Source organism: Pseudomonas fungipugnans, from assembly GCF_029955235.1.
Lineage (GTDB): Bacteria > Pseudomonadota > Gammaproteobacteria > Pseudomonadales > Pseudomonadaceae > Aquipseudomonas > Aquipseudomonas fungipugnans.
In genome coordinates, this window is record NZ_JARBWL010000002.1 from 2,140,921 (window position 1) to 2,167,270 (window position 26,350).

At 60.9% G+C, this 26,350-nt stretch carries 27 protein-coding genes and 1 riboswitch; of the genes, 20 read left to right on the forward strand and 7 right to left on the reverse strand.

Annotated elements, in window-relative coordinates; all coding sequences use genetic code 11:
- Positions 1-3: 3 nt before the first annotated feature.
- Together purN and purM are read right to left on the reverse strand one after the other, a co-directional pair.
- Positions 4-654: a phosphoribosylglycinamide formyltransferase gene (gene purN, locus POF45_RS24895; protein WP_259500927.1), complete on the reverse strand. Its 651-nt coding sequence runs from the start codon at positions 652-654 to the stop codon at positions 4-6.
- Positions 654-1,712, reverse strand: a complete 1,059-nt coding sequence (gene purM / locus POF45_RS24900; protein WP_259500929.1) for a phosphoribosylformylglycinamidine cyclo-ligase — start codon at positions 1,710-1,712, stop codon at positions 654-656. The genes purN and purM overlap by 1 nt, the downstream gene beginning before the upstream one ends.
- A 381-nt stretch (positions 1,713-2,093) precedes the next feature.
- On the opposite strand from purM, the gene POF45_RS24905 reads away from it, so the two are divergent.
- The 5 genes from POF45_RS24905 to POF45_RS24925 all read left to right on the forward strand — a co-directional run bounded on the left by POF45_RS24905 (position 2,094) and on the right by POF45_RS24925 (position 6,811).
- Positions 2,094-3,149, forward strand: coding sequence for a DUF2066 domain-containing protein (locus tag POF45_RS24905; RefSeq protein WP_259500931.1), 1,056 nt, complete (start codon positions 2,094-2,096; stop codon positions 3,147-3,149).
- 33 nt (positions 3,150-3,182) lie between these two features.
- Complete coding sequence (locus POF45_RS24910; protein ID WP_259500933.1) at positions 3,183-4,256, forward strand: AI-2E family transporter; 1,074 nt, start codon at positions 3,183-3,185, stop codon at positions 4,254-4,256.
- Positions 4,257-4,485: 229 nt separating this feature from the next.
- Positions 4,486-5,190 carry a DnaA regulatory inactivator Hda gene (hda, locus tag POF45_RS24915; RefSeq protein WP_054049492.1) on the forward strand — a complete coding sequence of 235 codons (705 nt, stop codon included), beginning with the start codon at positions 4,486-4,488 and terminating at the stop codon, positions 5,188-5,190.
- 225 nt (positions 5,191-5,415) lie between these two features.
- Positions 5,416-6,054 (forward strand): C40 family peptidase, encoded by a 639-nt coding sequence (locus POF45_RS24920; protein ID WP_259500935.1) that lies wholly within the window; start codon positions 5,416-5,418, stop codon positions 6,052-6,054.
- 220 nt (positions 6,055-6,274) lie between these two features.
- Positions 6,275-6,811, forward strand: a complete 537-nt coding sequence (locus POF45_RS24925) for a C40 family peptidase (protein WP_259500937.1) — start codon at positions 6,275-6,277, stop codon at positions 6,809-6,811.
- A gap of 72 nt (positions 6,812-6,883) precedes the next feature.
- On the opposite strand, the gene POF45_RS24930 is transcribed toward POF45_RS24925, so the two are convergent.
- Positions 6,884-8,197 (reverse strand): PQQ-dependent sugar dehydrogenase, encoded by a 1,314-nt coding sequence (locus POF45_RS24930; RefSeq protein ID WP_259500939.1) that lies wholly within the window; start codon positions 8,195-8,197, stop codon positions 6,884-6,886.
- A gap of 71 nt (positions 8,198-8,268) precedes the next feature.
- Positions 8,269-8,853 (reverse strand): hypothetical protein, encoded by a 585-nt coding sequence (locus POF45_RS24935; protein ID WP_259500941.1) that lies wholly within the window; start codon positions 8,851-8,853, stop codon positions 8,269-8,271.
- A 164-nt stretch (positions 8,854-9,017) separates the two neighbouring features.
- A riboswitch (cobalamin riboswitch) is annotated at positions 9,018-9,253 on the forward strand.
- An 81-nt stretch (positions 9,254-9,334) separates the two neighbouring features.
- Here POF45_RS24935 and cobO point away from each other — a divergent pair.
- From cobO to POF45_RS25000, 13 genes are all read left to right on the forward strand, one after another.
- Positions 9,335-9,946: a cob(I)yrinic acid a,c-diamide adenosyltransferase gene (cobO, locus tag POF45_RS24940; RefSeq protein ID WP_259500943.1), complete on the forward strand. Its 612-nt coding sequence runs from the start codon at positions 9,335-9,337 to the stop codon at positions 9,944-9,946.
- Positions 9,943-11,325, forward strand: coding sequence for a cobyrinic acid a,c-diamide synthase CobB (locus tag POF45_RS24945; RefSeq protein ID WP_259500946.1), 1,383 nt, complete (start codon positions 9,943-9,945; stop codon positions 11,323-11,325). Before cobO ends, POF45_RS24945 begins: the two co-directional genes overlap by 4 nt.
- Positions 11,322-11,972 (forward strand): 5,6-dimethylbenzimidazole synthase, encoded by a 651-nt coding sequence (gene bluB / locus POF45_RS24950; protein WP_259500949.1) that lies wholly within the window; start codon positions 11,322-11,324, stop codon positions 11,970-11,972. The genes POF45_RS24945 and bluB overlap by 4 nt, the downstream gene beginning before the upstream one ends.
- Complete coding sequence (cbiB, locus tag POF45_RS24955) at positions 11,969-12,877, forward strand: adenosylcobinamide-phosphate synthase CbiB (RefSeq protein WP_259500976.1); 909 nt, start codon at positions 11,969-11,971, stop codon at positions 12,875-12,877. The genes bluB and cbiB overlap by 4 nt, the downstream gene beginning before the upstream one ends.
- Positions 12,870-13,862 (forward strand): threonine-phosphate decarboxylase CobD, encoded by a 993-nt coding sequence (cobD, locus tag POF45_RS24960; RefSeq protein WP_259500988.1) that lies wholly within the window; start codon positions 12,870-12,872, stop codon positions 13,860-13,862. The genes cbiB and cobD overlap by 8 nt, the downstream gene beginning before the upstream one ends.
- Entirely contained in the window at positions 13,859-15,310 is a 1,452-nt protein-coding gene (locus POF45_RS24965) for a cobyric acid synthase (protein ID WP_259500990.1), read from the forward strand. The genes cobD and POF45_RS24965 overlap by 4 nt, the downstream gene beginning before the upstream one ends.
- A gap of 350 nt (positions 15,311-15,660) precedes the next feature.
- Positions 15,661-16,182: a bifunctional adenosylcobinamide kinase/adenosylcobinamide-phosphate guanylyltransferase gene (cobU, locus tag POF45_RS24970; RefSeq protein WP_259500993.1), complete on the forward strand. Its 522-nt coding sequence runs from the start codon at positions 15,661-15,663 to the stop codon at positions 16,180-16,182.
- The gene (gene cobT, locus POF45_RS24975; protein WP_259501002.1) at positions 16,179-17,234 is read left to right on the forward strand and encodes a nicotinate-nucleotide--dimethylbenzimidazole phosphoribosyltransferase; all 1,056 of its coding nucleotides are present in this window, start codon (positions 16,179-16,181) and stop codon (positions 17,232-17,234) included. Before cobU ends, cobT begins: the two co-directional genes overlap by 4 nt.
- Complete coding sequence (gene cobC, locus POF45_RS24980) at positions 17,231-17,806, forward strand: alpha-ribazole phosphatase family protein (protein ID WP_259501005.1); 576 nt, start codon at positions 17,231-17,233, stop codon at positions 17,804-17,806. Before cobT ends, cobC begins: the two co-directional genes overlap by 4 nt.
- A gap of 2 nt (positions 17,807-17,808) precedes the next feature.
- Positions 17,809-18,540, forward strand: coding sequence for an adenosylcobinamide-GDP ribazoletransferase (locus tag POF45_RS24985; RefSeq protein WP_259501007.1), 732 nt, complete (start codon positions 17,809-17,811; stop codon positions 18,538-18,540).
- Positions 18,541-18,629: 89 nt separating this feature from the next.
- Complete coding sequence (locus tag POF45_RS24990) at positions 18,630-19,034, forward strand: MarR family winged helix-turn-helix transcriptional regulator (protein ID WP_259501020.1); 405 nt, start codon at positions 18,630-18,632, stop codon at positions 19,032-19,034.
- 52 nt (positions 19,035-19,086) lie between these two features.
- Positions 19,087-20,295 (forward strand): MFS transporter, encoded by a 1,209-nt coding sequence (locus tag POF45_RS24995; protein ID WP_259501028.1) that lies wholly within the window; start codon positions 19,087-19,089, stop codon positions 20,293-20,295.
- A 190-nt stretch (positions 20,296-20,485) separates the two neighbouring features.
- On the forward strand, positions 20,486-21,037 hold the full coding sequence (locus POF45_RS25000; RefSeq protein WP_259501029.1) for a glutathione peroxidase: 552 nt from the start codon (positions 20,486-20,488) through the stop codon (positions 21,035-21,037).
- An 88-nt stretch (positions 21,038-21,125) separates the two neighbouring features.
- Here the strand turns inward: POF45_RS25000 and POF45_RS25005 are convergent, their stop codons facing one another.
- From POF45_RS25005 to POF45_RS25015, 3 genes are all read right to left on the reverse strand, one after another.
- On the reverse strand, positions 21,126-22,397 hold the full coding sequence (locus POF45_RS25005) for an OmpP1/FadL family transporter (protein ID WP_259501032.1): 1,272 nt from the start codon (positions 22,395-22,397) through the stop codon (positions 21,126-21,128).
- 146 nt (positions 22,398-22,543) lie between these two features.
- A complete protein-coding gene (locus POF45_RS25010) occupies positions 22,544-23,026 on the reverse strand; it encodes a hypothetical protein (protein ID WP_259501034.1) in 483 nt (160 codons plus the stop codon).
- Positions 23,027-23,302: 276 nt separating this feature from the next.
- Positions 23,303-23,527: a hypothetical protein gene (locus POF45_RS25015; RefSeq protein ID WP_007945191.1), complete on the reverse strand. Its 225-nt coding sequence runs from the start codon at positions 23,525-23,527 to the stop codon at positions 23,303-23,305.
- 936 nt (positions 23,528-24,463) lie between these two features.
- Between POF45_RS25015 and POF45_RS25020 the strand changes: the two genes are divergently transcribed.
- Positions 24,464-24,787 carry an SEL1-like repeat protein gene (locus tag POF45_RS25020; protein WP_259501037.1) on the forward strand — a complete coding sequence of 108 codons (324 nt, stop codon included), beginning with the start codon at positions 24,464-24,466 and terminating at the stop codon, positions 24,785-24,787.
- 175 nt (positions 24,788-24,962) lie between these two features.
- Positions 24,963-26,327 (forward strand): DNA recombination protein RmuC, encoded by a 1,365-nt coding sequence (locus POF45_RS25025; RefSeq protein WP_259503123.1) that lies wholly within the window; start codon positions 24,963-24,965, stop codon positions 26,325-26,327.
- The last annotated feature ends 23 nt before the right edge of the window (positions 26,328-26,350 follow it).

Sequence of the window (26,350 nt, forward strand, 5' to 3'; positions counted from 1 at the left end):
CTCCTAGGTTCGAATCAAGTGGCCGCTGGCCGCGAGTAACTTGCCATCCAGTAAAGCACCTTGCTCACCGAGGGATAAACGACCTTCGGCGAACCAGCGTACGGCCATCGGGTAGATCAGGTGTTCCTGAACGTGGACCCGCTGTGCCAGCAACTGTGGCGAATCGTGCAACTCTACCGGTATAACTGCCTGTACGACCAGTGGTCCGCCATCGAGTTCCTCGGTGACGAAGTGCACAGAGCAGCCGTGTTCGGTGTCGCCAGCCTCCAGCGCTCGCTGGTGAGTGTGTAACCCTTTGTATTTGGGTAGCAGCGAAGGATGGATATTGAGCAGGCGACCCTGATAGTGGCGAACGAAATCGGCGCTGAGAATGCGCATGAAACCGGCCAGTACCACGAGCTTTGGGTTGAAAGCGTCGATCAGTTCGATCAACGCCGCATCGAAGGCCTCGCGGCCCTCGAACGCCTTGTGATCCAGGGCGCGGGTGTCGATACCCGCATCCCTGGCCCGTTGCAGGCCGTAGGCGTCGGCGCGGTTGGAAATCACCGCAGCGATGCGGACCGGGCTGTCGCCGGTCCGCGTGCTGTCGATCAAGGCCTGCAAGTTGCTGCCGGTGCCGGACAGCAGCACCACGACATCACAAGTGGCGGACATTAATGAGCCTTGAGGTTCTTCAGTTCGACTTGTGCCGCGCCTTCGGCTGCGGTGGCGATCTGACCGATGACCCAAGGCTGCTCGCCGGCTTCACGCAGGACGTTCAGGGCGGTTTCAACGTGCTCCTGAGCCACGCAGATGACCATGCCTACGCCGCAGTTCAGTACGCGGTGCATCTCGGTTTCGTCAACGTTGCCTTGCGCTTGCAGCCAGTCGAATACGGCCGGGCGAGTCCAGCTTGCAACGTCAACGACAGCCTGGGCGCCTTTTGGCAGGACGCGCGGGATGTTGTCCAGCAGGCCGCCACCGGTGATGTGGGCCATGGCTTTGACGGCGCCGGTGTCTTTGATCAGCTTGAGCAGCGGCTTCACGTAGATGCGGGTCGGGGCCATCAGCAGGTCGGTCAGCGGTTTGCCGTCGAGCTGGATGTTTTCGATGTCGGCACCTGCCACTTCGATGATCTTGCGGATCAGCGAGTAGCCGTTGGAGTGCGGGCCGGACGATGGCAAGGCGAGCAGGGCGTCACCGGCAGCGACTTTGGAGCCGTCGATGATTTCGGATTTTTCCACGACGCCAACGCAGAAGCCGGCCAGGTCGTAGTCTTCGCCTTCGTACATACCCGGCATTTCAGCGGTTTCGCCGCCGACCAGGGAGCAGCCGGACAGTTCGCAGCCTGCGCCAATGCCGGTCACGACCTGGGTCGCGGTTTCGACGTTGAGCTTGCCGGTGGCGTAGTAGTCGAGGAAGAACAGCGGCTCGGCGCCACAGACCACCAGGTCATTCACGCACATGGCCACCAGGTCGATGCCGATGCTGTCGTGTTTGTTCAGGTTCAGTGCCAGGCGCAGCTTGGTGCCCACGCCGTCGGTGCCGGAAACCAGCACAGGCTGCTTGTAGCCAGCCGGGATTTCGCAGAGGGCGCCGAAACCGCCCAGGCCGCCCATGACTTCCGGGCGCGCAGTGCGCTTGGCGACGCTCTTGATGCGTTCGACCAATGCTTCACCGGCGTCGATGTCTACACCGGCGTCCTTGTAGCTCAGGGAGGGTTGCTTGCTCATGATCCAGGCCTTTAGGGGGGATTCAGGGGTAACGACCGAGTCCAGTGGGACCGTTGAAATCGGCGAGGGCGATGGCCGTACGCGAATTCCAGGGGCCCGGCTGTTGCCGGTCTGCGAAGGCGCGCGATTTTATCAGGCTTGAGGGGCAGCGGCCATCCTCAGGCCGACGGCAGGGGCATATCCGCTTAAAAAAACCATGATTGGCGGTGTTGATGGTGTCTGTGCTGCCTGTATAAGGTATCGCTATTAACCGTCTATCGTTATGACAGTGCAAAAACTTGCCGGGCCCGGGTGAATGTTTTGCCCAGGGCGACGGTCACAGCCTTGCTCAATCTGTTCATGCGGTCTGTTCCAGCCGCTCTTGTCGTCAGGAATCTTTTCATGCGTTTTTTCAAATTCTTGTTTGTGGGCTGTTTGTCTCTGGTCAGCCTGGCGAGTCATGCCGAAACCGTCAAAGGCCTTTATCAGGTCAGTGAGCCGGTCAGCAGTCAGGCGCCGGAGGAGCGTGATCAAGCCACTCAGCGTGCTCTGGATACGCTGGTGCTGCGCCTGACCGGCGACCCGAAGGCGCCGCAAAACCCGGGGTTGGCCGCGATCCGCAAAGACCCGCAACAGATCATCAGTCAGTTCGGCTTTGATGCCGGGCCACCAGAGACCCTGAAAGTCGATTTCGATCCCGTCAGCACCGAGCAGGCCTTGCGCCGTGCCGGTTTGGCATTGTGGGGCGCCAATCGCCCGTCGATCCTCGGCTGGTGGCTGAGCGATAGCGCTGACGGCTCAAGCCTGGTGGGTGACGGCCAGGCGACTGCCGCGCCATTGCGCCGCGCTGCGCAACACCGTGGTCTGGCGCTGCGTCTGCCGCTCGGGGATTTGAGCGAGCAACTGGTCGCCACCGCGCCCAATCTTGAAGGCTCCGACCCCGCGCCATTGCGTGGTGCGTCGGAGCGCTATGGCGCCGACGCCCTGCTGGCGGTTCACGCCCACGAAGAGGGCGGCCAATGGCAGGCCAAATGGCACTTGTGGCTGGGCGATCAGAAAGAAGCCGGCAGCGTGCAGGGGGCTGATATCAATGCGGTGGCCGATGCGGTGATGCTGGCCGTCAGCGAGCGCATGGCGCCTCGTTTTGTCGTCAAGCCCGGTACATCGGGCGAACAGGTGCTGGAAGTGCAGGGCATGACTCTTGAGCACTACGCGACCCTCGGTCATCTGCTGGAGCCTTTCGGTGGGCATCTGCTGAGTGTTGATGGCGATCGCATTCTCTATCGCGTCAACGGCAGTGCCGAGCAGTTGCGGGCGCAATTGTCGCTGGCGAAATTGCAGGAACTGCCGGCTGAAGCGGCCGTGCCTGTCGCGCCAGTTACACCGGCGGCCGACGGTTCAGCCCCAGTTGCAGCGCCTGCACCGGGTCAAGCGGCGCAATTGCGTTTTCGCTGGTAAGTCTTTTTTCCTTATATAGATGTGGAGTGATTCATGGGCGATACGCGGCGTTGGTTCTGGTTGGGTGGGGTGGTTCTGCTGTGCGTGTTCGTCTGGCTGTTGCATCCGATCCTGACGCCATTTCTGGTGGCGCTGCTGCTGGCCTATCTGTTCGACCCGCTGGTGGATCGGCTGGAGAAGCTCGGCCTGTCGCGTACCTGGGGTGTGGTGACGGTGTTTGCACTGTTCACCCTGATCGTCACCACGTTGCTGCTGGTGCTGGTGCCATTGCTCGCCAAGCAATTGTTCCGCTTGTACGAACTGGCGCCACAGATGCTCGACTGGCTGCAACACACGGCGGTGCCTTGGGTGCAGTCGAAGCTGGGGCTGGCGGACGGTTTCTGGAAGTTTGACAAGGTCAAGGCCGCCATCAGCGAGCACATGGGCCAGACCACCGACATTGTCGGCGTGGTCCTGAGTCAGGCAACGGCCTCAAGCCTGGCGCTGATCGGCTGGCTGGCCAATCTGGTGCTGATCCCGGTGGTGAGCTTCTACCTGCTGCGGGACTGGGACGTGATGATGGCCAAGATCCGCAGCCTGCTGCCCCGCGATCGTGAAGAGCGCATCGTGGCATTGGCCGGGGAATGCCATGAAGTGCTCGGGGCGTTCGTGCGCGGGCAGTTGCTGGTGATGTTGGCGCTGGGCGTAATCTACGCCGCGGGTCTGATGCTCGTCGGGCTGGAGCTTGGACTGTTGATCGGCCTGATCGCCGGTCTGGCGGCGATTGTGCCGTACATGGGTTTTATCATCGGCATTGGCGCGGCGCTGATCGCCGGTCTGTTCCAGTTCGGCGGCGACCTGTACCCGATGATCGGTATTGTCGCGGTGTTCATGGTCGGGCAGGCGCTGGAAGGCATGGTGCTGACGCCGTTGCTGGTGGGTGATCGCATCGGGCTGCACCCGGTGGCCGTGATCTTCGCGATCCTGGCCGGGGGCGAGCTGTTTGGCTTCACGGGGGTGCTGCTGGCGCTGCCGGTGGCGGCGGTGATCATGGTGCTGGTGCGTCACGTGCACGATTTGTACAAAGATTCGGATATCTATAGCGGTGTCGACGAGCCGGAGTTATAGGCCTCCTCGATTATCCGCAGCGGGCGGCCTGGCCTTTGTCAGGTTGGCCCGCGTTCCCTGTGCAGCTGTCACATGCGCTGCCAAAAAAACTGTCATGAAACCAGTGCGTTAACGCAAACCTTTGATTTTGCTTGTGGTCTGGCGCATTGTGCGGGCTGGCTCACGGGTATAAACTTCGCAAACTTTACACAGAGGCCACTAACGGTTCCTTTGGAACTGTTCAGTCAGCATGAAACCGATTCAGCTGCCCCTAGGTGTGCGTCTGCGTGATGACGCTACCTTTATCAATTACTACCCAGGCGCCAATGCCGCTGCACTCGGCTATGTCGAGCGGCTATGCGAAGCCGACGCCGGCTGGACCGAGAGCCTGATCTATCTGTGGGGCAAGGACGGGGTAGGGCGCACGCACCTGTTGCAGGCCGCGTGCCTGCGCTTCGAGCAGATGGGGGAGCCCGCTGTGTATCTGCCATTGGCGGAGCTGCTGGATCGCGGTATCGAAATTCTCGACAACCTTGAGCAGTATGAGCTGGTCTGCCTCGATGACTTGCAGGCAGTCGCCGGGCGAGCGGATTGGGAAGAGGCGCTGTTCCACCTGTTCAACCGTTTGCGTGACAGCGGTCGGCGTCTGTTGATTGCAGCTTCGACCTCGCCTCGCGAACTGCCAGTGAAGCTGGCGGACCTCAAATCACGCCTGACCCTGGCGCTGATCTTCCAGATGCGTCCACTGTCGGACGAAGACAAATTGCGTGCCCTGCAATTGCGTGCGTCTCGTCGCGGACTGCACCTGACTGACGAAGTTGGCCATTTTATTTTGACTCGCGGCACCCGTAGCATGAGCGCGTTGTTCGAGCTGCTGGAACGTCTCGATCAGGCCTCGCTCCAGGCTCAGCGCAAGCTGACCATCCCCTTCTTGAAAGAAACCCTGGGCTGGTAGCCGGGCCCCGGAAATAGGGGGTTCTAGCGGCGTTCGGCATATTTCAGGCGCCAGAAAATCCGCTTTCCTGCAAGGTTGCAGGCCGCGTCAGTTTTTAAAATGGGCTTAAGCGCTTAGATGTTAACGAGAAACCGATAAGTCACATCTTGATCGATTGAATTTGCAAATGAGGTCGATAGCGGGCATAGTCTCGGCTTCTTTACAACTTCAGCCACGGTCGTGCCCATGCTAAATCGCTTCGCACCCCTCGTGCCTCTCGCACTCGTCACCCTGTTGTTTGGTTGCGCTGCGCACTCTCCAGTGTCTCAGCAAGCGCAATCCCAACAGGTTAAAAATTCTGCTACTGCACAATCTTCCGTTATTTATCAGGAAGCTCTTTATCAAGAAGAGACGGCCACCGAAAAAGAACTGGCAAGCTTCGCCGACGGCAAGTCGTACCAGCTTCCGGTTCTGGCCGACAGCATCCTTGAACGCGGCATGTCCCTGATCGGTACCCGTTACCGTTTTGGCGGCACCTCTGAAGCCGGTTTCGATTGCAGCGGCTTCATCGGGTACCTTTTCCGTGAAGAAGCCGGCATGAATCTGCCGCGCTCCACACGCGAAATGATCAATGTGGACGCTCCGCTGGTCGCTCGCAACAAACTCAAACCTGGCGATTTGCTGTTCTTCGCGACCAACGGTCGTCGTGGACGCGTCAGCCATGCCGGCATCTACCTGGGTGATGATCAATTCATCCACTCCAGCAGCCGCAAAAGCGGTGGCGTACGGGTAGATAGCCTGGGCGACAGCTACTGGAGCAAGACTTTCATCGAAGCCAAGCGAGCACTCGCCATGGCGCCGACTGTGGTCACCGCTCGCAAGTAAACAGAGCCTTTGTCATCACGCCTGTGGTGACAAAACAGCCCTTGATGAGCGAGTAGACGGATAGTTTGTAAGGCGAACTTAAAGTCTTACTTGAAGTTTGCCGCGTAGCCGCTAGAATCCTGATCTATTATTGATGGCAAACCGCCTGCGCTCCGCGTAGGCGGTTTTGTTTTCTGCCTCCCCGGTAGAAAACGCCGCAGCCAGATCAGGGTGTTTCCTTATGACGACGTCGGCCCGCCTCACCCTAATGCTCCTCGCAGCGCTGCTCAGTGCCTGCGCCAGCCGCACACCGCCTCCTGCGCCGGTGGTTCGCGCTCCGATGGTCTTCAACAACACTCAAGACTTCTCTCCTGAAGCGCAAGACGTGCTGTTCCGCGCCTTGGGTCTGGTGGGCACGCCTTATCGCTGGGGCGGCAATACGCCGGATTCGGGCTTCGATTGCAGCGGCCTGATCGGTTACGTCTATCGCGATGTCGCGGGCATCACCCTGCCGCGCTCAACCCGCGAGATGATCGGCATGCGTGCGCCTGATGTCGGCAAGGAAGGTCTGCAAACCGGCGACCTGATTTTCTTCGCCACCAATGGTGGTTCCCAGGTCAGCCATGCGGGGATCTACGTGGGTGAAGGTCGCTTCGTGCATGCACCGGCCACCGGCGGCACGGTGAAGCTGGACAGCCTGTCCAAGGCGTATTGGCAGAAAGCCTATCTGAGCGCCAAGCGCGTGTTGCAGCCAGAGCATCTGGCGCATAACCCCTAGCCACACCTCAAATCAAATGTGGGAGCGACGGTGCGTCGCTCCCACATTGGTCATGCGTTGGTTGGACGGTGTTTATTTAGCCGCCGAAATCCGCCAAATCTTGTTCCCCACGTCATCCGCTACCAGCACGCCACCCTGCTGGTCGACCACTACACCCACCGGCCGGCCCATGGCGTTTTCATCCTTGTCGAGAAAGCCCGTGAGCAGATCAACCGGTTGCCCATTCGGTTTGCCCGCCGTAAATGGCACAAAAATCACCTTGTAACCACTGTGCGGTTTGCGGTTCCACGAGCCGTGCTGGCTGACGATTGCCCCATCGGTGAAGGGTGCCGGCAGTTTGCTGCCCTCGGCGAAGCTGAAGCCGATGGACGCCGTATGCGGGCCGACCGCGTAATCCGGAGCGATAGCCTTGTCGACCATGGCCGGGTCTTGCGGGCTCACGCGCACATCGACGTGGTGGCCGTAGTAGCTGAACGGCCAGCCGTAGAAAGCACCGTCCTTGACCGAAGTGATGTAGTCCGGCACCAGGTCGCTGCCAATCTCGTCGCGCTCGTTGACCGAGGTCCACAGCGCACCGCTGGTCGGCTCCCAGCCCATGCCGTTGGGATTGCGCAGCCCTGAAGCGAAGATCCGGTGGTTGCCGGTGGCGCGGTCCACTTCCCAGATCGCCGCACGGCCTTCTTCTTTGTCCAGACCGTTTTCGCCAACGTTGCTGTTGGAGCCGACCGTGACGTACAGCTTGCTCCCGTCCTTGCTGGCGATGACGTTCTTGGTCCAGTGGTGATTGATCGTGCCGCCAGGCAGGTCGGTGACCTTGATTGGTTGTGACTTGATCGTCGTATCGCCGGTTTCGTAGTGAAAACGCAGCAAACGATCAGTGTCAGCGACATACAGGTCGTTGCCGACCAGGGTCATGCCGAACGGTGAGTTGAGGTTTTCCAGAAACACTGTGCGGGTTTCTGCTACGCCGTCGTGGTCCTTGTCCCGCAGCAGGGTAATGCGGTTTGCGCTCGGAACGCCGGCGCCAGCCTTGCCCATGACTTTTTTCATCACCCAGCCACGAATGCCGCTGCTGTCGTCCGGCTTGGGCGGGGCGTTGGTTTCAGCCACCAGCACGTCACCGTTAGGCAGCACGTACAGCCAGCGCGGGTGATCCAGGCCTTCGGCAAACGCAACCACCTGAGTACCGTTCGCCGCCACCGGTTTGCTGCCGACAGGCCAGCCAATGGCCGGGGCGATGTTCACTGTCGGGATCAGGGTCTTGTTCGGCTCGGGCAGTTTGGGTGACGGCCCGGTGCCGTCGGAGACTTGCAAGCTGGAGGATTCGCCACAGGCGGCGAGCCCTCCGGCGAGAGCGATGACGAAAATGAACTGAGGCTTGAGCATACTGATCTTCTTCCCTATGAATGCAGTGGTCCTATTCATAGAGAAGCGTAGACGATCGATGGTTCAACCCGTCAGCCCCGGGCTTCCTTGAACAGCACGGCGATGCCCGGATGATAGTTGCCGGCTTCGTTGCGCAACTTGCGGTAGGCATAAGGGAAATACCAGGCCACGGCGCAGCAGTGCTCTTGTTGCAGGTCGTCGACCATGTCTTGCAGTTCTTCCGGGGAGGCGCTGTGCTGGGCCTTGTGCGGGGCGACGAACAGGCAGCCGAGCTTCAGGTCGCTGGCATAGCTGATGCGTTTCGCGTCGCTGGTGATGTCCTGCAACGGCTGGCTCAGGTTTAGGCTGTTGACCCGTGGCCAGCGCTGGGTGGTTTGCAGCCATGCGCGTTCTTCGCTGCTGGCAATCAACAGGTCGGCGCGTGCATTGCGCTCGCCGTCTTCGTGCTGCTTGCGGGTCGGCGTCTGTTGCAGCGTGACCATCTGCGCCATCCAGGCCGCGGCGGAGAGCAGCCCGAGGTTGGCTTTTTCGTCGTTCCAGTAGGGCGTGTCGTGATCGCCCCGGACGGCGTTGTAGCGGTCGATACAGTCGAACCAGCGTTCCAGCAATGGGCGCAGGAATTCCAGCTTCGGGTTGCTGATGATCATGCCTTGCATGTTACTCACCCTTGTTATTGTGGTCTCAGATTGTGGCTATTTGATATCACTGTGAAGAGTGTGGCACAAGAATGGCGCCGGTAAATTGATCGACGGCAGTTTTTCGCCGGGCGGTGTCCCGGCTTTACCCGGCTTTAATTGACGCTCCAGCGCCAACCCTCTAACCTTCGCGGCTTGTTTCAGGTGCTCTGTGACTGTGGTCGACAGAGTGAAACAGGGAAGTCGGTGAGTGAGCTTTTCCCGCGAAGAGCCTGCACGATCCCGACGCTGCCCCCGCAACGGTAAATGAGCGAAAACTGCGTCTTGAGCCACTGTGTCGAACCTCGACATGGGAAGGCGCGCAGTCCGGCAGAACCTGCCGCTCATGAGTCCGGAGACCGGCCTGATCCATCCAGCGGCATCACGGTGGGCGATGCCAGGCTTTTTGCCGTCTATTCCTGTGCCTGCCCGCCGTTATCCAGCCTCAACGGAGAGCTCCCCCATGACCGATACCCCCGAACGTGACGAACGCCATCTGGCGCGCATGTTGCGCAAAAAAGCCGTGATCGACGAACGTATCGCCAACTCGCCGAACGAATGCGGCCTGCTGCTGGTGCTGACCGGCAACGGCAAAGGCAAAAGCAGCTCGGCGTTCGGCATGCTCGCCCGTTCCATGGGCCACGGCATGCAGTGCGGTGTGGTGCAGTTCATCAAGGGCCGCAACAGCACCGGCGAAGAATTATTCTTTCGCCGCTTCCCCGAGCAGGTGCGCTTTCACGTGATGGGCGAGGGCTTCACTTGGGAAACCCAGGACCGCCAGCGCGACATCGCCGCCGCCGAGGCCGCGTGGGTCGTGTCCCGCGAATTGCTGCGCGATCCTTCTATTGGCCTGGTGGTGCTGGATGAGCTGAACATCGCCCTTAAGCACGGCTATCTCGATCTGGATCAGGTGCTCAGCGACTTGCAGGCCCGTCCGCCCATGCAGCACGTGGTGGTGACCGGTCGCGGCGCCAAGCCGGAAATGATCGAGTTGGCCGACACCGTCACCGAGATGGGCATGATCAAGCACGCGTTCCAGGCCGGGATCAAGGCGCAGAAAGGCGTCGAACTGTGAATCAACCACGTCATTGCCCGGCGGTACTGATTGCCGCGCCGGCCTCCGGTCAGGGCAAGACCACCGTCACCGCCGCACTGGCCCGGTTGCATCGCAATCAGGGGCGCAAGGTGCGCGTGTTCAAATGCGGCCCGGACTTTCTTGACCCGATGATTCTCGAGCGCGCCAGCGGCGCGCCGGTGTATCAACTGGACATGTGGATGGTCGGCGAGCAGGAAAGTCGTCGACTGTTGTGGGAAGCCGCCCTTGATGCGGACCTGATTCTGATCGAAGGCGTCATGGGCCTGTTCGACGGCACGCCGTCCAGCGCCGACCTGGCGCGACACTTTGGCGTCCCGGTGCTCGGCGTGATCGACGGCACCGCGATGGCCCAGACCTTTGGTGCACTGGCCTTGGGCCTGGCGCGTTATCAGCCGGACCTGCCGTTTGCCGGCGTGCTGGCCAACCGCGTCGGCACCTTGCGCCACGCCCAGTTGCTGGAAGGCAGCCTGACCGAGGGCTTGCGCTGGTACGGCGCCTTGTCCCGGGAAACCGGAATCGAGTTGCCGAGCCGTCATCTGGGGTTGGTTCAAGCCAGCGAGCTGAACGATCTCGACGTGCGTCTTGATGCGGCGGCCAATGCGCTGGCCAGCAGTTGCGAGGTAGCGCTGCCCCCGGCGGTGGAGTTCGCCGCACCGGATGTGATCGAGGCCGAGCCGTTGCTGGCTGGCGTTCGCATCGCCGTGGCCCGCGACGAAGCGTTCGCGTTCACCTACGGTGCGAGTCTGGACCTGCTGCGTGCCATGGGCGCCGAACTGCTGTTTTTCTCGCCGATCCGCGATACGCAGTTGCCGGAAGTTGACAGCCTCTATCTGCCGGGCGGCTATCCGGAATTGCACCATGTCGCGTTGTCGCAGAACAGCGCGATGCTGCAAGCGATTCGTCAGCACCACGCGGCTGGCAAGCCGTTGCTGGCCGAATGCGGCGGCATGCTGTATCTGCTCGATTCGTTGACCGATGTCGAGGGCACGCGTGCTGAACTGGTGGGACTGCTGAGCGGCGATGCGGTGATGCAAAAGCGCCTCGCTGCCTTGGCGTTGCAGGCGGTTGAGTTGCCGGAAGGCCTGCTGCGCGGGCACACCTATCATCACTCCCTGACCAGCACCGAACTTGAGCCGATTGCTCGCGGCCTGAGCCCGAACGGTGGGCGCGGGGCAGAGGCGGTTTATCGCGAGGGGCGGATGACGGCTTCGTATGTGCACTTTTATTTCCCGTCGAATCCTTCGGCGATCGCTGCACTGTTTGCGCCTGATCCTGAGGCCGCTTTTGCGAGCAGGCTCGCTCCCACAGGGGAATGCAGTTCAAATGTGGGAGCGGGCTTGCCCGCGAAGAGGCCATGACCGACAACGCCTTTTCTGAAGCCGAACGCGCAGCGGTCTATCGCGCCATCGCCGAACGCCGCGACATGCGCCACTTCAGCGGCGGCACCGTCGAGCCCGAACTACTGCGGCGTTTGCTTGAAGCCGCCCATCAGGCGCCGAGCGTCGGCCTGATGCAGCCCTGGCGTTTCATCCGCATCAGCGACCGGGCCTTGCGCAGCAAGATCCAGAAACTGGTGGAAGAAGAGCGCGTGCGTACCGCCGAAGCCCTCGGCGAGCGCACCGACGAGTTCATGAAACTCAAAGTCGAAGGCATCCACGACTGCGCCGAGGTGCTGGTTGTCGCGCTGACGGATGATCGCGAACGGCACATTTTCGGTCGTCGCACGCTGCCGGAAATGGACATGGCCTCGCTCTCCTGCGCGATTCAGAATCTGTGGCTGGCCTCCCGTGCCGAAGGGCTGGGCATGGGCTGGGTCTCGCTGTTCGAGCCGCAAGCCCTGGCCGATCTGCTCGGTCTGCCGGCTGGCGCCAAACCGCTGGCCGTATTGTGTCTGGGACCGGTCAAAGAGTTCTATCCGGCACCGATGCTGGTGCTCGAAGGCTGGGCGCAAGCGCGTCCGCTGAGTGATCTGCTGTATGAAAATTATTGGGGAGTGAGTCAATGAGTGTGGCGTTGTTGAGTGTCGCCGCGGTCGCGCTGGATGCGCTGCTGGGTGAACCCAAACGCTGGCATCCGCTGGTGGCGTTCGGCCGGTTTGCCGATCGCATCGAACAGCGTTTCAACTCCGGTGGTCGCGGCTGGCGCAGTCATGGCGTCACGGCCTGGGTGATCGCGGTGTTGCCGCTGACCTTGCTCGCCACGGCATTGTCCTGGGCGCCTTATGTGGGCTGGATCGTCGAAATTCTGGCGTTGTATTGCGCCCTCGGCATGCGCAGCCTCGGTGAACATGTCGAACCGGTGGCCAAGGCTCTGCGCAGTGATGACCTGGAACAGGCGCGCAAGCGTGTCGGTTATCTGGTGAGCCGCCAGACCAGCGAACTGGACAAAACCGAAGTCGCCCGCGCCGCCACCGAATCGGTACTGGAAAACGGTAGCGATGCGGTGTTTGCCGCACTGTTCTGGTTTGCAGTGGCCGGCGCGCCCGGCGTGGTGCTCTATCGCTTGAGCAACACCCTCGACGCCATGTGGGGTTATCGCAACGAACGCTTCGAGCGTTTTGGCTGGGCGGCGGCAAAAATCGACGACGTCCTCAACTACATTCCTGCACGCCTGGTGGCATTGACCTACGCGTTGCTGGGCAAAACCCGACTCGCACTGAAATGCTGGCGCACTCAGGGCCCGACGTGGGACAGCCCTAACGCCGGTCCGGTGATGGCAGCGGGTGCCGGTGCGCTGGGTGTCGAGCTGGGCGGCGCGGCGATTTATCACGGCGAATTGCATCAGCGCCCGCCACTGGGCGAAGGCGTGCCGGCGGATGCCGACTCCATCGACCGTGGCTGGCAATTGGTCCAGCGCGGGGTATGGTTATGGCTGCTGATTCTCTGCCTGGGGGCTGAATTCTATGCTTGAGCACGGTGGCCGGTTGCGCAAGGCCGCGCTCGAATACGGCATCGCCGAAGCCGACTGGCTGGACCTGTCCACCGGCCTGGCGCCGTGGCCGTTTCCGGTGCCGGACATCCCGTTGCGGGCCTGGGCCCGTTTGCCGGAAACCGACGACGGTCTGGAGCAAGCCGCCTGCGACTACTATGGCGCCGCCCAGGTGCTGCCGGTGGCCGGTTCGCAAATGGCCATTCAGTTGCTGCCGCGCCTGCGCCGCACCGGCAAGGTTGGCGTGTTGTCGCCGTGTTATGCCGAACACGCTGAAGCGTGGCGGCGTAACGGCTACATCGTGCGCGAAGTGCTGGAGCAGGAAGTCGACTTCTTTATCGACAGCCTTGACGTGCTGGTGGTGGTCAATCCGAACAACCCGACGGGCCTGAGCCTGACCCCGAACCGTCTGCTCGACTGGCACTCGCGGTTGGCGCAACGCGGCGGCTGGCTGGTGGTGGACGAAGCGTTTATGGACAACACACCACAGCTGAGTCTGGCGCCGTTCGCCAATCAGGTCGGCCTGATCGTGTTGCGCTCCTTCGGCAAGTTCTTCGGTTTGGCCGGCGTGCGCCTGGGCTTCGTGCTGGCCGAACGCAAGTTGCTCAAATTGCTGGCCGAGCAAGTCGGGCCGTGGGCCGTCAGCGGGCCGACCCGGGTGTTGGGCCAGGCCTGTTTGCAAGACACCGAAGGCCACGCCCGGCAACGGCTGCGCAGCGAGGAGGCGAGTCAGCGGCTGGCGGTGTTACTGGAGCGATATGGCTTCAGGCCCCAGGGCGGTTGTGCCTTGTTCCAGTGGCTGATCACTGACAATGCTGAAGCGCTGCATGCGTTCATGGCTCGACGCGGCATTCTGCTGCGCCTGTTCGTCCATAACAGCAGCCTGCGCTTCGGTCTGCCGGCCGATGACGCCGATTTCAGCCGTCTGGAGCAAGCCCTGCAAGCCTATGCCAAGGAAAACCCATGACGACCTTGATGGTGCAGGGCACCACCTCCGACGCCGGTAAAAGTACGCTGGTGACCGCGTTGTGCCGCTGGGTCACCCGTCACGGCGTGGCGGTGGTGCCGTTCAAGCCGCAGAACATGGCGTTGAACAGTGCGGTGACCGCTGACGGCGGCGAGATCGGTCGCGCCCAGGCCGTGCAGGCTCAAGCCGCCAATCTGCAGCCGCACACCGACATGAACCCGGTGTTGCTCAAGCCCAACAGCGACACTGGCGCTCAAGTCATTATTCATGGTCGCGCCGTCACAACGATGAACGCTGTGGCGTATCACGACTATAAAGCCATCGCCATGCAAGCGGTGCTGGCCTCCCATGAACGGCTGAGCGCCGCGTATCCGGTGGTAATGGTGGAGGGCGCCGGCTCCCCGGCAGAGATCAATCTGCGGGCCGGCGACATCGCCAACATGGGCTTTGCCGAAGCGGTGGATTGCCCGGTGCTGCTGATCGCCGACATCAATCGCGGCGGGGTGTTTGCCCACCTCGTCGGTACGCTGGAACTGCTGTCGCCGAGCGAACAGGCGCGGGTCAAAGGCTTCATCATCAACCGTTTTCGTGGCGACATCGCCTTGCTGCAACCGGGTCTGGACTGGCTCGAAGCGCGCACCGGAAAACCGGTGATCGGAGTCTTGCCCTATGTGATGGACCTTCACCTGGAGGCCGAGGACGGCATCGACCAGCGCCAGACCGACAAGGCTGACCGGGTGCTGAAAGTGCTGGTGCCGGTATTGCCGCGCATCAGCAACCATACCGATTTCGATCCGCTGCGCCTGCATCCACAAGTTGACCTGCAATTCATCGGCCCCGGTCAGCCGATTCCACCGGCCGACCTGATCATCCTTCCCGGCTCGAAAAGCGTGCGCAGCGACCTGGCTTATCTGCGCGCCAATGGCTGGGACACCGCGATCCATCGGCACCTGCGCTACGGCGGCAAGTTGCTGGGAATCTGCGGCGGTTTGCAAATGCTCGGCGAGCAGGTACACGACCCGTTGGGCCTTGAGGGCATACCGGGTTCCAGTGCTGGTTTGGGCTTGCTGGCCTTCGAAACGCAGCTAGAAGAAGAGAAGCAACTGCGCAACGTTCGTGGGCATCTGGCACTGGAGAATGCCGAGGTCAGCGGTTATGAAATCCATGCCGGCGTGACCACCGGTGCGGCGCTTGAAAATGCCGCCGTGCATCTGGACGATGGTCGCTGTGATGGCGCGCAAAGTGCGGATGGGCAGATTTTTGGCACGTACCTGCATGGTCTGTTCGAGTCCCCGGCGGCGTGCAGCGCGTTGCTGCGTTGGGCGGGATTGCAGAATGTGCAGGATGTGGATTATCACGGGTTGCGCGAGCGCGATATCGAGCGACTGGCGGATCTGGTGGAGAAACATCTGGATACCGGGTTGTTGCGTGAGCTCTGTGGGTTTTGAGGTGATTGTTCCGGCCCCTTCGCGGGCAAGCCCGCTCCCACAGTTGGTGTGTGTTGGAGCAGGATTTTTTGATCAATGCAGAACCCTGTGGGAGCGGGCTTGCTCGCGATGAAAGTCGGCACACCACCTGTTAAAAGGTTAAACCCTGCTCCCGCTGAACCAGCTGGATACCGGACTTTGCATGAGCTCTGGCGGTTTTGAGGTGATTTTGAATTCGTCATCGCGGGCAAGCCCGCTCCCACAGTTGATGTGTGTTGGAGCAGGATTTTTTGATCAATGCAGAACCCTGTGGGAGCGGGTTGCCCGCGAAGGGGCCAGTTGGCTCGCCCTACATTTATCAGGATGTAACCATGCTCCAACTGATCCTCGGCGGCGCCCGCTCCGGCAAAAGTCGCCTGGCGGAAAAACTCGCCACCGACAGCCATTTGCCAGTGACCTACATCGCTACCAGCCAACCGCTGGACGGCGAGATGAACGAGCGCGTCGCCCATCACCGGGCCCGTCGTCCCGCTGAGTGGGCGCTGATCGAAGAGCCGCTGGCGCTCGCCCGCATCCTTCGCCAGAACGCCCGCGCCGATCACTGCCTGCTGGTGGATTGCCTGACGTTGTGGCTGACCAATCTGCTGATGCTCGATGATGCGCAGCGCCTGGCTGCCGAGCGCGATGCCTTGCTGGAGTGCCTGGCGTCGTTGCCGGGTGAAATCATTTTTGTCAGCAACGAGACCGGAATGGGTGTCGTGCCGCTGGGCGAATTGACTCGCCGCTATGTCGATGAAGCCGGTTGGCTGCATCAAGCCCTGGCTGAGCGCTGTCAACGTGTCGTCCTGACCGTCGCCGGCCTGCCCCTGACTTTGAAAGGAACTGCGTTATGACTCAATCCTGGTGGCTGAACCCGTGCCAACCGATCGATGCGCCAGCCGCTGAGCAAGCCGAGGCTCGTCAACAGCAATTGACCAAACCGGCCGGTTCCCTCGGTCGGCTGGAGTCGGTGGCGGTGCAACTGGCCGGGTTGCAGGGGCAGGTCAAGCCGAGCCTCGATCAGGTCTGGATCGCAATTTTTGCCGGCGACCATGGCGTTGTCGCTGAGGGCGTATCGGCGTTCCCGCAGGAAGTCACCGGGCAGATGTTGCACAACTTTGTCAGCGGCGGCGCGGCAATCAGCGTGCTGGCGCGACAGTTGGGCGCGTCCCTGGAAGTGGTTGACCTGGGCACCGTCACGCCGACGCTGAATCTGCCGGGCGTGCGGCATCTGAACATCGGGCCGGGAACGGCGAATTTCGTCAACGGCCCGGCGATGACCCAGGCTCAGGGCGAACGGGCGTTGCAGGCCGGTCGCGATAGCGTGCAGCGGGCCATCGCGGCCGGCGCGCAGTTGTTTATCGGCGGCGAGATGGGCATCGGCAACACCACCGCCGCCAGCGCCCTGGCCTGCGCCTTGCTCGATTGCCCGGTGGTGCATGTGACCGGGCCGGGCACGGGTCTGAATGCGGCGGGTGTCAGTCATAAAGCGCAGGTCATTGAGCGTGCGCTGGCATTGCATGCCGCTCAGCGTGGCGAGGCGTTGCAAACGCTGTTCAACCTCGGCGGTTTTGAAATTGCCGCATTGGTTGGTGCGTATCTGGCCTGTGCCCAGCAAGGTGTCGCAGTGCTGGTGGATGGCTTTATTTGCAGCGTTGCCGCGTTGGTCGCAGTGCGCCTGAATCCGGAGTGCCGTCAGTGGCTGCTGTTCGGCCATCGCGGTGCCGAGCCGGGCCATCGTCATGTGCTGGAGAGCCTGAGCGCCGAGCCCTTGCTGGATCTCGGGCTGCGCCTGGGCGAGGGCAGTGGTGCCGCGTTGGCGGTGCCGTTGCTGCGTCTGGCTTGTGATCTGCACGGGAAAATGGCGACTTTCGCCGAAGCGGCGGTGGCGGATCGCCCGGCATGATCTTGCGCCTGGACCTGCTGCGCCACGGCGAGACCGAACTGGGCGGCGGCTTGCGTGGCAGCCTCGACGACGCGTTGACCGACAAGGGGTGGGCGCAGATGCGCGCGGCGGTCATCGCGCGAGGGCCTTGGGATCGCCTGATCAGCTCGCCGTTGCAGCGTTGTGCGCGGTTCGCTGAAGAGCTCGGCGCGCAACTCAATCTGCCGGTGCAGCTGGAAAAGGATCTGCAAGAACTGCACTTTGGTGAGTGGGAAGGGCAGAGCACGGCGGACCTGATGAAAACCAGCTCGCAGGAACTGGGGTTGTTCTGGACCGATCCCTATGCCTTTACGCCGCCGCACGGTGAACCGGTGACGGACTTTTCGGCGCGGGTGCTGGCGGCGGTCGAGCGGCTGCACGCCGCGTATGCGGGCGAGCGTGTGTTATTGATCAGTCATGGCGGAGTCATGCGGTTGTTGCTGGCTCAGGCTCGCGGCTTGCCCCGTGAACAGTTGCTCAATGTCGAGGTCGGCCACGGGGCGTTGTTTTCGCTGTCGGTCGAGCCCGGTGTATTGCTCAAGGAAGCGCACTGACCATGCTGCCGTTCTGGATCGCCCTGCAATTCTTGAGCAGCCTGCCGATTCGTCTGCCGGGCATGCCTGCGCCTCAGGAACTGGGGCGGTCGCTGCTGTTTTATCCGCTGGTGGGGTTGCTGTTCGGCTTGATTCTGTGGGCATTGAACGGGCTGCTGGCCGGGGCGCCATTGCTGCTGCACGCGGCGCTGTTGCTGACGGCCTGGGTGTTGCTCAGCGGTGCGTTGCATCTGGATGGCCTGGCTGACAGCGCCGATGCATGGCTCGGCGGTTTTGGTGATCGCGAGCGCACGCTGACGATCATGAAGGACCCGCGCAGCGGGCCGATTGCGGTAGTGACGCTGGTGCTGGTGTTGCTGCTCAAGTTCGCCGCGTTGCTGGCGTTGATCGAGGTGGGGCATGGCGTTGTCCTGATCATCGTGCCGGTACTGGGGCGTGCGGCGCTGTTGGGATTGTTTCTGACCACGCCTTATGTGCGAGCCGGTGGATTGGGGCAGGCGTTGGCGGATCATTTGCCGCGAAGGGCAGGTTGGTGGGTGATGGCGCTCAGTGCGCTGGCGTGTGTCTTGATTGCGGGGCTGAGCGGGCTAGTTGCGGTTGCGCTGGCGACGGTGGTGTTTGTCTGGTTGCGGCAGGTGATGATGCGGCGGTTGGCTGGGACCACAGGGGACACGGCCGGGGCGTTGCTGGAATTGCTGGAGATGGCGGTGCTGGTGGGGCTGGCGTTGGTCTGAGGGATTTGGGGTGAATATCCATCCCTTTCGCGAGCAGGCAACCTCATATGTAACTTGATTTAACACAGTCGCGGGTATATACACGCACCATGCTCGATTCCCAATGTTTATGTATCAACCTGCGTCGCGCCGCACGTGGCGTCAGCAGGCACTACGACGGCGCGCTCGATGGCTTCGGGATCAACGTTGCCCAGTATTCTTTGCTGTGCAATTTGCAGCGTCTGAACCAACCCAGTATCTCGACCCTGGCCGAAGCCATGGGCCTGGATCGCAGTACGCTGGGGCGCAATCTGCGGGTGCTGGAGGGCGAAGGCCTGGTGGCGCTGGCCGAAGGCGAAGACATGCGCAATCGCATCGTCCGCCTGACCGAAGCGGGCCTGGAGCGCCTCACAGTAGCCTTGCCGGCCTGGGAGGCGGCGCAACAGCGGTTGGTTGACCGTCTGGGTGCCGAGAAACGTGAAACCTTGCTGCGACTGCTGGACGAACTGGCGTGACGCCGGTTTTTTCGATCTTAAGCGGGTATATACCCGCGACCGGAGAACAACAATGACATCGATGTGGCGTACGTGCGGCTGGGTATTGGTGGGGAGTGCGCTGATTCTGGCGTTGTCGCTGGGTATACGGCACGGCTTTGGTCTGTTCCTGGCGCCGATGAGCGCCGAATTTGGCTGGGGGCGGGAAACCTTTGCCTTCGCCATCGCCTTGCAGAACCTGATCTGGGGTCTGGCACAGCCGTTTACCGGCGCCCTGGCCGACCGTTTCGGGGCCGCGAAAGTGGTGTTGATCGGTGGTGTGCTGTACGCCTTGGGCCTGGTGTTCATGGGCATGTCCGACTCGGCGCTGACCTTGTCCCTGAGCGCCGGCCTGTTGATCGGTATCGGCCTGTCCGGCACTTCGTTCTCGGTGATTCTCGGCGTGGTCGGTCGTGCCGTACCGCCGGAAAAACGCAGCATGGGCATGGGGATCGCCAGCGCCGCCGGCTCTTTCGGCCAGTTCGCCATGCTGCCCGGCACGCTGGGATTGATCGGCTGGCTCGGCTGGTCGGCGGCGCTGTTGGTGCTGGGCCTGCTGGTGGCGCTGATCGTGCCGCTGGTGACCATGCTCAAGGACAAGCCGTTGCCTGTTCTTGGTCACGAGCAAAGTCTGGGTGAAGCGCTGCGCGAAGCGTGCAGTCATTCCGGTTTCTGGCTGCTGGCGTTCGGCTTTTTTGTCTGCGGTTTTCAGGTGGTGTTCATTGGCGTGCACCTGCCGGCCTATCTGGTGGATCAGCACCTGCCGGCCACCGTTGGCACCACGGTGCTGGCGTTGATCGGCCTGTTCAATATTTTTGGCACGTACACGGCGGGCTGGCTCGGTGGGCGCATGTCCAAGCCGAGGTTGCTGACGGCGCTGTATCTGCTGCGGGCGGTGGTGATTGTGTTGTTCCTGTGGGCGCCGGTGACGACTACCACGGCCTACCTGTTTGGCATGACCATGGGCTTTCTGTGGCTGTCGACGGTGCCTTTGACCAACGGCACGGTCGCGACGTTGTTCGGTGTGCGGAACCTGTCCATGCTCGGCGGGATTGTGTTCCTGTTTCATCAGCTCGGCGCGTTTCTCGGTGGCTGGTTGGGCGGGGTGGTGTATGACCGGACCGGGAGCTACGACCTGATCTGGCAGATTGCAATTGCCTTGAGCCTGATGGCGGCCGCCCTGAACTGGCCGGTACGCGAGCAGCCGGTGGCACGTTTGCAGTCGCAACTGAGTGCCGCATGAACAGCCTCTGGCCCCGAATAGCGTTGATCACGGTTTGTGCCTTGCTGCTGGCCCTTTCCTGGTGGGGTTGGCATAAGGGCGGGCTGGCGTTGTTGCAGTTGGGGATGAGTGTTTGCTAGATCGTTGCTTGCCAGGGCGAAGCCTCGGCGAGTAACTTTCCAAGCTGACGACCTCTCAAGGATGTACCGACATGCTGATGCGCTGGCTTGCAATCCCCGCGTTGCTGATGGCGTTTACCGGCCTGGCTCAGGCGGCTGAATGCCCGGAGTTGCTGCAGGGCTCGTTGCCCAAGCTGCGCGCCAAGGAAACCATCGATTTGTGCCAGCGCTTTGCCGGCAAGCCGCTGGTGGTGGTCAACACCGCCAGCTTCTGCGGCTTCGCACCGCAGTTCAAAGGCCTTGAAGCGCTGTATCAGCACTACAAGGGCCAAGGGCTGGAGGTGATCGGCGTGCCGTCCGATGACTTCAAGCAGGAGTCAAAGGACGGCGCCGAGACGGCCAAGGTCTGCTACGTGAATTACGGCGTCACCTTCACCATGACCGAACCGCAACAGGTTCGTGGTGACGGGGCGACTCATCTGTTCAAAGTGCTTGCCGAGCAGAGCGCCGCGCCGAAGTGGAATTTCTACAAATACGTGGTCGATCGCCAGGGCAAGGTGATCGCTCACTTCTCCAGCCTGACCAAGCCCGACAACCCGCAATTCATCGAAGCGGTGGAGAAGGCGCTGGCCTCGAAACCCTGATTGTCGCCCACTAAAAAGCCCCGCCTCTGTACAAGAGCGCGGGGCTTTTTTGATTCAGGTGGCGAGAGATCAGCCTCGCCGTGAATCATCAGAAGCGGTAGGTCGCGCCAACACCGAAACCGCTCGCCCAGTTTTGATACTTGGCGTTGTAGGTCTGGCCTTGGGCATTGCTATTGGACACATTGACCGACTCTTCGCGCAGGTACGAATACGCAACGTCGATGGTCAGGTCATCAGTCGGGCTGTAGCCGGCACCGAAGCTGATCGCTTTACGATCACCTGTCGGGATGCGCGGGGAGCGATCAACGTTGTTGGTTGGCGCCTGGTCAACCGACAAGCCGGAGCGCAGGACCCACTGCTTGTTCAACTGGTAGGAAACACCGATGGCGTGAGCCCAGGTGTCGTGCCAGTTCTGCTCTTCGGTGATGGTGCTGAACTGACCGCTCAGGGCCGTTGGAACACCTTTGTTTTCGACAGTGATTGCTTGCAGCTGGCTCCAGCGAGTCCAGGTGCTACCTGCGTAAACGGTCCACTTGTCATCGATCTGGTGAGTGACCGAGAAGTCCACCGACTCAGGGGTGGTCAGGTCAAGCGAAGCATCGTACTTCTGGTTGACGGACTGACCGAGCACACCCAGAAGTCCGTAGTTGACCTTGGTGTCACCGTCGAGCTTGTACTTCACTTTCGAGTGGTAGGTCAGGCCGACGCGAGTGTTGTCGGTGGCTTGAACCAGTACGCCGATGTTGTAGCCAAGCGCTGTGTCGTCACCCTTGATCTTGACTTGGCCATCCGGCGCGGCCTGGGTAGCCGAAATGTTCGATTCCAGCGTACCGTCGATGCGGTTGATGGTCGGGCCGAAACCGATGGACACCTTGTCGTTGAAGGCGTAGCTGACGGTCGGTTGCAGGGTCACGACTTTAACGTTGCTTTCGCTGCCAAAGTAGCGGCCGGCGAAGCCGTTTTCGTATTTGGTGATCAGGCCGAACGGAGCATACATGCCGATACCGACTGCCCAGTGATCATCGATGGGCTTGACGTAGTAGCCCATCGGCACGGCGATGAACGGAACCATGTCGCCTTTGTTGGTGCCGCTGTTAGGGCTGGAGCTGGCTTTGCTGATATCGGTGTGTGCATCGAGCATTGCAGTACCGCCGGAAACCTGTTCGCGCTTGATGCGGGACATGCCGGCAGGGTTGCCATAAATTGTGCTTGCGTCATCGGCAGAGGAAGATCGCCCGGCAAAACCTGTACCCATCCCGCTGATACTTTGTTCGTTGATGGCAAAGCCAGCTGCGAAAATCTGGGTGGATGCCAAGGTAACGGCGAGGCTAAGGGTGGTTTTGAGCATTACTTTTTTCATTATTAGAACTCCTGGTGATCACCGGGGCGAAAATTACCAAGATTTTCGTTCCAGCGCTATAGTCCGTATGGCTTGAGTTAGAGCGGTTTTGTAGGACAATCCGACCAGATTCGGCGCGTGTTGCAGGATCTTTCAAAACTGGCCGGTCAGCAAGCGACCTGATTCATCGGTGAAACACAGGTCTGCCACGCGCTGGTGAAATCGCGCAAGCGGCCTTGGGGCTGAAAAATCTGTCGCCAGATACGGGCCATGGCCAGCAGGTTTTCGGGTTCGGGAAGTTGCGGGTTTTGCTCTTCGACCAGCAGCCAGGCGATGGCCGTGGCATAACGCAGATTGACGGTGAGTTCCAGGTGCGGACTGCTTAAGAAGGCATGCTGGCTGGCGAGTCCTCGAACCAGGCTCGCCCGTTCCGGATCAAGCGCCAGATAGTGATCCCAGAGCGCTTTGTGCCGGGGTTCGGCGATGCGGTACAGGCCGTGGCCGCGGCGGTCGTGCAGGGCTGAACCGAGCGCCGACTGGCTGGCGGCGATGCCCAGCAACAGGGATTCGGCAGTTGCGCTATGGCGTCCGAGATAAATCAATGTCGGACGGATCACATAGCGGCACAGTTCGCTGGCAGCGATACCCATAAAGCCCTCGAAACCTGAAAGGGGTGGCGATACCTGAATGGGAGCTTGGCAGCAGTGAATCGACTCAGGCTCGCCGGAAGCGGATCAAGCCGCTTGAGTTGAAGTGTAGTGTCATATTCGTGCCGTAAAGGCCTGTTTTTAAAATATTTCCGGCATCGAGTTATAACCGTTATACCGGTTAGTGCTTAAGCACGGATGCGCTGAGGTGAAATATCGGGCAATAAAAAGCCCTGCTTTCTGGGCAGGGCTTTTGAGGGTTTCAGCCTTTCTGGCGTATCAGGCAATCAGTGCCTGACGGGTACGCTCGATCACGGCCTGCAGCGGCTCGGCGCTGGAGTACTGATCGGGGTACAGGCGTTCGCTGTGACGAGCGATGCCGTGTTCGTTGACCAGAGTGAAGCTGAAGCAGCCTTTGCGAGCAGCCATGATCAGGCAGTTCATTGGTGCAAAAGCGTTGGTTAGGGTGCGAATCGCATCCTGAGTGTGGATTTGAGTAGTCATTATTAGGTGTTCCTACAAGCGACACGGATAAGAACCGTGCAAAGTTAAAACGTTCCAGTGACGACGACCACCATTGGTCTATCGAAGAACCCGACTGGAACAAAGCAGCCAGTTTGAAGCGCTGATAATTGGCGCGCTTGGGCTGGCAGGTAGGTACTTAGGAGGGCAGGCAGCACATCAAGGGCAAAGGTTCTGGGCCCGGGGTGAAGATCCTGATCAATTTGCAGGTTGGTTCGGTCAGAGTAAGTGAACTTCGCAACACCCTTTGCTTTCGATTCAAAGGCTGTGTTGACGCAAGGTTTACCTGGAAACCATCGAGGTGGTCGATCCCGCTTTGTCGGTGGAGGCTTCTCAATGGAAGGCTGACCGGGGGGATTTGTTCGACCAGAATTGACTTTCAGCTTGGTACTAACGCCGCGGATAGTAACGGATTGAATTTCGGAATGGAAGTGTGTTAGCCAAAAAGAATGCCATTAACGCGACCGGCGGTCGTTTCATCATTGGGTTTGGTCATGGCTCCATGTCGCAACTCTGCTGGGCGTGGCATTGCCAACAGCTTGCCGAGAGTTGTTACCCAAAAGCGCTGAAAAGGTGCATCGATATAACCACATGAGAGTCACTTGTGCACATTAGTTGCGCAAGCGGTCACATCGCTGTCACCTTGCCTTGCAGTCCTGTGGGTGCCTGTGTTGAAAATTTAAGTCAATGAAAAACATCGCTTTTTTTTGTTGGTGAAAAAATCGTCAGTTTGACTGCGAGCCCCATTCCACAGGGGTTTGCGCGAGTTAAAGGGAGGTTGTCCACTGAGTTATCCACAGCTTCTGTGGATTGTCCCAAGCGCTTGCTCTAGGACGGGCGTGCAGGTTTTTTTTCGACTTTACCTGTACGAAAAAAAGAGTAGAGTGGCGCGCCCTCCGATCTGTCCCACAGTGTTTTATGAAGTTTCGCTCAGTATCAGATTCTGTTACCGCCACGCCCTCCAGTGTTACCACGCCCAAGCGCTTTTCCATGCGCGTGGCCGAATGGCTGCTCGACAGCCCGCGCCTGGGTGATAACCGCAACGTCAAACATTTTGCCGGGCGTTTGCTCAAGCAACCGGCCCGTGAAGGCGTCGTGGCTGCGCAAAGCCGCCTGGGCCAATTGATGTGCCGCGAGTGTGGCAACGCCCGGGATCGGCGTATTGGCCAGGACTTGCTGCGCCAGGCCGCGCGTGCCGGGGATCGACGCGCTCAGCGCGAGCTGGGTCTGATCGCAGACTGAGCTGTCCAAGACCTGACACCTTGGTTAACCTTCAGGCTTTATATCTTCGGCGGGAATCGTTATGGCGATGGACTTGACCAGCATATTGCTCGGTCTGGCGGGGGCTGCGTTGCCATTGCTGGCGTTGGCCTGGCAAATCCAGCGCCGGGCGAGCGCGGGGCAGGCCGAAGTGGCCTTGCTGGAAGAGCGTCTGACCATGGCCCAGCTGGCTCAGGACGGCTTGAATGCGCAGCTTGAAACCTGTCGTGACGAAATCGGTGACCTGAGCCAGGCCAATGCCGCCAAGCAAGCCGATCTGGCCGCCGTGCGCCGGGAAGTCGAACTGCTGCAGATCGAACGCGACGACGCCCGTGACGCGGCGCATGCCTGGAATCTGGAGCGTGCCGGCAAAGAGACCGAGCTGCGCCGTCTGGATGCCCAGGCCGCCTCGCTCAACGCCGAACTGCGCGAACAACAGGAAAGCCATCAACAACGCCTCAACGACCTGCAGGGCTCACGCGACGAACTGCGGGCGCAGTTCGCCGAGCTGGCGGGCAAGATCTTCGATGAGCGCGAGCAGCGCTTTGCCGAAACCAGCCAACAACGCCTGGGCCAACTGCTCGATCCGTTGAAGGAGCGCATCCAGTCCTTCGAGAAGCGTGTCGAGGAAAGCTATCAGGCCGAGGCGCGCGAGCGCTTCTCCCTGGCCAAGGAGCTGGAGCGCCTGCAGCAGCTCAACCTGCGCCTGAGCGACGAGGCCACCAACCTGACCCGTGCCTTGAAAGGGCAGAAGACCCAGGGCAACTGGGGCGAACTGATCCTCGAACGAGTGCTGGAACACGCCGGCCTGGAAAAGGGCCGCGAATACCAGACCCAGGTCACACTCAAAGGCCCGGACGGCGAGCGTTTCCAGCCGGACGTGATCATCTATCTGCCGGGAGACAAGCAAGTGGTGGTCGACTCCAAAGTCAGCCTCACCGCTTACCAGCAATATGTTGCGGCGGATGATGATGCCATCGGCCAGATCGCCATCAAGCAGCACGTACTGTCCCTGCGTAATCACGTCAAAGGCCTGTCCGGCAAAGACTACAAGCGGCTCGATGGGTTGCACAGTCTGGATTTCGTGCTGCTGTTCGTCCCGATCGAAGCGGCGTTTTCGGCAGCGCTACAGGCCGAGCCGACCCTGTTTCAAGAGGCGTTCGACCGCAACATCGTTATTGTCAGCCCGACCACGTTGCTCGCCACGTTGCGAGTCATCGACAGCTTGTGGAAGCAGGAGCGCCAGAGCCAGAACGCCCGGGAAATCGCCGAGCGGGCAGGGTGGCTGTACGACAAGTTCGTGCTGTTCATCCAGGACCTGGACGAAGTCGGCAATCGCTTGCAGCAACTGGACAAGGCCTACAGCTCGGCACGCAACAAGCTGACCGAGGGGCGTGGCAACCTGGTCAGTCGTAGCGAGCAACTGAAGTTGCTGGGCGCGAGGGCGAGCAAGAGCTTGCCGGCGGATTTGCTGGAGCGCGCAATGACGGATGTCGATGGTTTGGCCGAGTTGCCGGAATAGCCAAAAAAGCATCGCGAGCAAAC